We start from the raw sequence: 5921 nt of genomic DNA, 5'->3' as shown, positions 1-5921 counted from the left end.
TACCCTGGCCTGGCTTTCGGCACTGGCACACACCCCACAACTGCACTTTGCTTAAAATGGCTAGATGCTTATGCGCTAAACGATGACGGCCTAAACAACAAAACTGTCGTAGATTTTGGCTGTGGTTCCGGAATACTGGGCTTGGCCGCATTATTACTCGGCGCCAAATCGGTGGTTGGAATCGACAACGACCCTCAAGCTTTGCTGGCTACCCAAGACAATGCCAAGAGAAACGAGGTCGAAGCTCAGCAGTTCCCGGTCTATCTTCCAGAAGATAGCCCTAAAGACCAAGTAGACCTGGTTCTGGCTAATATTCTTGCTCAACCACTGCATGACTTACGTAGCAATATTGCCGCTTTAGTTAAACCTAAAGGAAAATTAATTCTATCTGGAATTCTTGAGCATCAGGCAGCTGCGCTAGTTCACGACTATGAAGAATGGTTTGAAATGGATAAACCTCAGCTAGAGGATGGCTGGGTATGCTTGACCGGCACAAAAAAAGACTGATAATAGCCTTATAATAATTCAGGAAAAACACACACGATGAGCAATCAGCGACTGACACAATGCCCGCACTGTAAGGCTTCGTTTAAAGTCTCTGAAGAACAATTAAGTGCTGCCAACGGCAGAGTTCGCTGCGGCGCCTGCATGAACATCTTCGATGCAATTGCCTATAGCTTGTCCGATACTGAGAAGCAAACAGCAAACAAGCCTTCTCCTGAACCCTCCGAAGACCAACAAAGTTCAGCTATCGACCTGGAAGATAGTCTACTAGAGTCTGAAGATAAGCTATTTGCCGATAACCCTGAAGAAGATCTGCATGAACCCGGCTACTCAGGCAGCGCCGATGGCTCTGATGAGTTTAGCACCTCTTTCCTGGAACTAGATTCCGCAGACAACAGTGACCCTTACTCAACCAGCTTTAAAAAACTTGACGATACCTTTGTTTCTGAAGAGAGTGAAGAAATCATCGACGAAAGCTGGACTCAGGAAATCCTCGAAGATATTCAAGATGAACAAGGTAAACAGAAGGTAGAACCAACATTCTCCGCTTCAGCTATAGAGCAGGCCTCAGTCACACAAGCTGAGACATCGACTGAATCAGCCTTCGGAGAGCCCGGGAGCGGTTTCTCTGAGACTTCTCCGTATGAGAAAATTGAATTTCAATACGACCAGGATAGCCCCAATAATAGACATTGGCTTGTCAGTTTATTATTCATTCTCGCTAATATATCGCTCATCGTAATACTGCTAGGGCAAGCGGTATGGTTTCACTATGAAAAGCTCGCCAAGTACCCTAAAGTTTCTGAGTTATATGAGCTAGCATGTGAACACTTATCTTGCACATTGCCAAAGCTTGAAGATATCGAAAAAATTAAAAGCAACAACCTCGTTGTCAGAAGTCACCCCACTCAACGCAAGTCCCTCATAATCGACACCGTGATAGTGAATGAAGCTGCTTTCAATCAAGCGTTCCCCGACTTAGCTCTTTATTTTTCAGACATAAACAAAAATATCGTTGCCCAACGCTTATTCCAAGCGAAAGAGTATTTGTCTGGCGATCTAGCCAGCTGGCACGAAATGCCAAGTCAGCAGCCAATTCATATTTCACTCGAAATCGTTGACCCAGGAAAAGAAGCGGTTAACTACTCTCTAAAGTTTTTCTCCCCTCAACCCTAAGCTCCAAGGAACAAGACATAGATCAATTGTCAACCAATAAGAGCAAAATATAACCAAAAAAAGCCACCTTTTTTGCTTTTACACCCTTGCCTCAGAGGGTATGATTAGCCCCCCCAAAATTAGCCACCCTTGAACCTGACAGAGAAACGACTTGCTCAAAATCGGCCCCTATCAATTAGATAATCGATTGATCTTAGCGCCCATGGCTGGCGTGACAGACAGACCTTTTCGACAGTTATGCCGGAACAACGGCGCAGCTATGGCTGTTTCGGAAATGGTAATCGCCGACCCAAGTTTTTGGAAAACACGCAAGTCAATGCATCGTCTCGACCATACCGGTGAGAGTGACCCTATATCTGTACAAATTGCTGGCGGCGATCCAGAAATGCTAGCAACAGCGGCAGAGCTTAATCAGGAGCGAGGCGCACAGATCATAGACATCAATATGGGCTGCCCGGCCAAGAAAGTTTGTAACAAAGCAGCAGGCTCTGCACTGATGAGAGACGAAGACCTGGTAAAGGAAATCCTAAGTGCAGTGGTTGGGGCTGTCGACATTCCGGTGACGCTAAAAATACGCACTGGCTGGGATAAAAACTCTCGAAATGCATTAACGATCGCTAAAATGGCAGAGCAAAGCGGTATTGCAGCTCTCGCCATTCACGGCCGAACTCGAGCTTGCGCTTACCAAGGACAAGCTGAATACGACACCATCGCTCAAGTAAAAGAGGCGATAAGCATACCCGTTCTTGCTAACGGCGATATTGATTCGCCCGAGAAAGCAGAACAGGTATTGAAGCAAACAGGAGTTGACGGTCTGCTAATAGGTCGAGCTGCACAAGGCTGCCCTTGGATTTTTGATGATATCAACCACTACCTTAAGCACGGTACCAAGCGTGAAGAAAGACCGTTGGCCACCGTTCGCGATATCATCCTTCATCACCTAGAAGAACTACATCAGTTCTATGGTGAGAAAATGGGTCATCGCATCGCTCGCAAACACGTCGGCTGGTATCTGAAGGCAAGACCGAATCACCAAGAATTTAGACAATTTTTTAATAAAATTGAAACACCGGAAGCTCAGCTTGAGGCTGTGCGCACGGAGTTCGAAAAGCAAATCAACAATCAAATCAATAACGGGGAAATAGCCGCATGACTATAGAAGCGCTTGCTGCAGACAAACAAGAAGAACAAACCTACACCAGTCAAACTCAAATTGAAAACGCTGCCACTTTAAGGGATTGCGTTGAGAAGACGCTGAGCAACTACTTTGAACAACTTGACGGTGCTCCAGTCACAGATGTTTATCAACTAGTTCTCTCAGAAGTAGAAGCACCTCTACTTGAACAAGTACTAAAATATACGCGCAACAATCAAACCAAAGCTTCTGTTCTACTTGGTTTAAACAGAGGAACCTTACGCAAGAAGCTTAAGCAGTACGGTCTACTTTAAGTCAGAGTTTTTTATTTTTCTTATACAGGTTTGGAATAAACATGAGCAATACTAACGATCTGGTCCAGGTGAAAAGAGCGCTAATCAGCGTTTCAGACAAAACGGGCATCGTTGAATTCGCCTCTGCCCTAAACGATATGGGCGTTGAAATACTTTCAACGGGCGGAACCTACAAATTACTACAGTCTAACAGCATTCCTGCTGTCGAAGTTTCTGACTATACCGGTTTTCCCGAAATGATGGACGGTCGAGTCAAAACACTTCACCCTAAAGTTCACGGCGGAATTTTAGGGCGCAGAGGTCAGGATGACGAAGTAATGCAAGCTCATGAGATCAAGGCTATCGACATGGTTGTCGTTAACCTCTACCCTTTTGAACAAACTGTCGCAAAGGAAGACTGCAGCCTAGAAGACGCTGTAGAAAACATTGATATCGGCGGACCAACGATGGTACGTGCTGCTGCTAAAAACCATGCACACGTAAATATCGTTGTTAATGCGAGCGACTACCAGAACATTCTTGATCAAATGCGTGAGAACGATGCCTGCACAAGTTTGGAAACACGTTTTGACCTAGCGATTAAAGCTTACGAACATACAGCTGCCTACGACGGCGCGATTGCCAACTACTTTGGCCGATTGGTTCCAGGTGGCAGCAAAGAGTTCCCAAGAACATTTAACGTTCAAATGAACAAAACTCAAGAACTTCGCTATGGTGAAAACCCTCACCAGAACAGCGCGTTTTATGTTGAAAAGAATGCACCAGCCGATTCAATCTCTGGCGCTAAACAGCTTCAAGGAAAAGAGCTTTCGTTCAACAATATCGCCGACACCGATGCAGCACTTGAGACCGTAAAGCTATTTGACGAACCTGCATGTGTCATCGTCAAGCACGCAAACCCTTGTGGCGTATCAGAAGCCGGCTCTATTCTAGAGGCTTATGAAAAAGCTTATGCAACGGACCCTGAATCTGCTTTTGGCGGTATCATCGCCTTTAACCGTGAGCTTGATGCGGAAACCGCGACAACTATCGTCGACCGACAGTTTGTTGAAGTTATTATTGCTCCGAGCGTTAGCGCCGAAGCGAAAGAAGCCGTAGCCGCTAAGAAAAATGTCCGCCTCCTAGAGTGCGGTGCATTTTCTGACAGCGCAGCATCTTTCGATTATAAGCGCGTCAATGGCGGCTTACTGGTGCAAGATCGTGACTTAGGCATGATCAGTAAGGAAGATTTGACTGTTGTCTCCAAGCGCCAGCCAACAGACGAAGAAATTGATGACCTCTTATTCACCTGGAAAGTTGCTAAAATGGTTAAGTCCAATGCGATTGTTTACGGCAAGAGCGCTCAAACTATCGGTATTGGTGCCGGGCAAATGAGCCGTGTCAATTCAGCACGCATCGCAGCAATCAAAGCTGAGCATGCCGGACTTGCCGTGAAAGGCTCTATGATGGCTTCAGATGCCTTCTTCCCATTCAGAGACGGCATAGACAATGCCGCAAATGCCGGCGTTAGTTGTGTCATCCAGCCAGGCGGTTCAATGCGTGATCAAGAAGTCATTGATGCAGCTGATGAGCACGGTTTGGTAATGGTATTTACCGGAATGCGTCACTTCCGACACTAAGCAAATAAGCTCTGTATGACCGTGCACCCGCCTCTGTTTGAGACTTGGTGCACGGTACTCTTCCTGCTATACATCTACTCTTCTGCCTCTAGTTAGCACTACCTAATAATATACGCTAGACTATTTTTACCTATTAATCGGACGCCCGAAGGCTTCCACGGACTTCTATCATTAATGGAGCAACAACAGTGTCAGATTACGTACGCATTAAAGTAAGGGGCTATCACCTCGACCAACACGGCCACCTCAACAACAACGGCTATACCCGCTTTTTCGAAGAAGCTCGCTGGGTATTGTTTGAAAACTTCAATGCCATAGAGTTTTTCTCACAGCTTGATCTGACACTGACCTTGGTAAATAGCAATATAAACTATCGTCACCCATGCCTCTTCAATGATCAGCTCGAGATCCATACCAAGGTAATGCGCATAGGTAATACCAGCTGTAAAATAGATCAAACTATCTACTTGGAAGGTAGCAACACGATTATCGCAGATGCCAGCAATACTTTTGTATTAATGGACAACAAAGAACATAAGGCTGTGCCGATTCGCGACCAAGCTAGAGAGAAGCTGGCCCAACTTGCAAACTCTGCTTAGCATTCATAAGAGTTGGTTGTTCGTAAAACCACTCTTGCCCATTTTACGAACAATTATTTTTTATATCTCCTCTCGAATAAGGTATCCTTGCGCCCATTTCCATCTCCAGGCGACTCCGTAAGCCGCCTGGCTATTAAGTTATTATTAGATCGGGTTACGCTATGAATATTCTTATCATTGGCAGCGGCGGCAGAGAACATGCTCTTGCCTGGAAAGCTGCACAAAATAAAGACGTCGAAACAGTTTTTGTTGCACCAGGAAATGCTGGTACCGCATCAGACAGCAAATTAAGCAATGTCGACATTGACGTTATGAACTTTCAAGCGCTGTCTGATTTTGCCAAAGAGAATCAAGTCGCACTTACCATTATCGGCCCAGAAGCGCCTTTAGTTGACGGCGTTGTTGACCATTTTGAAGCAGAAGGCCTTCGCTGCTTTGGCCCTTCAAAAGGTGCGGCTCAATTAGAAGGCTCTAAAGCTTTCACTAAAGATTTCTTAGCTCGCCACAACATACCTACTGCCGACTACCAGAATTTTACGGAAGTAGAACCTGCCTTAGCATACTTGAAAGAAAA

Annotated in this window: 7 protein-coding genes; all 7 read left to right on the top strand. The window is 45.6% G+C overall.

Annotated elements, in window-relative coordinates; translation table 11 throughout:
• Positions 1-507, top strand: a 507-nt coding sequence (locus A3766_RS03925; RefSeq protein ID WP_156508669.1) for a 50S ribosomal protein L11 methyltransferase, incomplete at its 5' end; no start/stop codon positions are given.
• A gap of 36 nt (positions 508-543) precedes the next feature.
• Positions 544-1680, top strand: a complete 1137-nt coding sequence (locus A3766_RS03920) for a DUF3426 domain-containing protein (RefSeq protein WP_068512182.1) — start codon at positions 544-546, stop codon at positions 1678-1680.
• Between the two features lie 202 nt (positions 1681-1882).
• The gene (gene dusB, locus A3766_RS03915; protein WP_068512219.1) at positions 1883-2833 is read left to right on the top strand and encodes a tRNA dihydrouridine synthase DusB; all 951 of its coding nucleotides are present in this window, start codon (positions 1883-1885) and stop codon (positions 2831-2833) included.
• Complete coding sequence (gene fis, locus A3766_RS03910; RefSeq protein WP_068506971.1) at positions 2830-3129, top strand: DNA-binding transcriptional regulator Fis; 300 nt, start codon at positions 2830-2832, stop codon at positions 3127-3129. Before dusB ends, fis begins: the two co-directional genes overlap by 4 nt.
• Positions 3130-3170: 41 nt before the next feature.
• The gene (gene purH / locus A3766_RS03905; RefSeq protein ID WP_068512178.1) at positions 3171-4748 is read left to right on the top strand and encodes a bifunctional phosphoribosylaminoimidazolecarboxamide formyltransferase/IMP cyclohydrolase; all 1578 of its coding nucleotides are present in this window, start codon (positions 3171-3173) and stop codon (positions 4746-4748) included.
• 188 nt (positions 4749-4936) lie between these two features.
• Positions 4937-5347: a thioesterase family protein gene (locus tag A3766_RS03900; RefSeq protein ID WP_068512175.1), complete on the top strand. Its 411-nt coding sequence runs from the start codon at positions 4937-4939 to the stop codon at positions 5345-5347.
• Positions 5348-5508: 161 nt separating this feature from the next.
• Positions 5509-5921 (top strand): phosphoribosylamine--glycine ligase (locus A3766_RS03895; protein WP_369808598.1); only part of this gene is annotated, 413 nt, incomplete at its 3' end.

The sequence above is a fragment of the Oleiphilus sp. HI0132 genome (assembly GCF_001635845.1).
The sequence above is the reverse complement of the archived record's forward strand: the minus strand, read 5'-3'. Positions and strand labels throughout refer to the sequence as shown.

What these genes read in the sequence shown, in the direction of transcription:
- fis (WP_068506971.1), top strand. Translation starts at nt 2,830, where the DNA reads ATGACTATAGAAGCGCTTGCTGCAGACAAACAAGAAGAACAAACCTAC.
- dusB (WP_068512219.1), top strand. Translation starts at nt 1,883, where the DNA reads ATGGCTGGCGTGACAGACAGACCTTTTCGACAGTTATGCCGGAACAAC.
- purH (WP_068512178.1), top strand. Translation starts at nt 3,171, where the DNA reads ATGAGCAATACTAACGATCTGGTCCAGGTGAAAAGAGCGCTAATCAGC.
- A3766_RS03920 (WP_068512182.1), top strand. Translation starts at nt 544, where the DNA reads ATGAGCAATCAGCGACTGACACAATGCCCGCACTGTAAGGCTTCGTTT.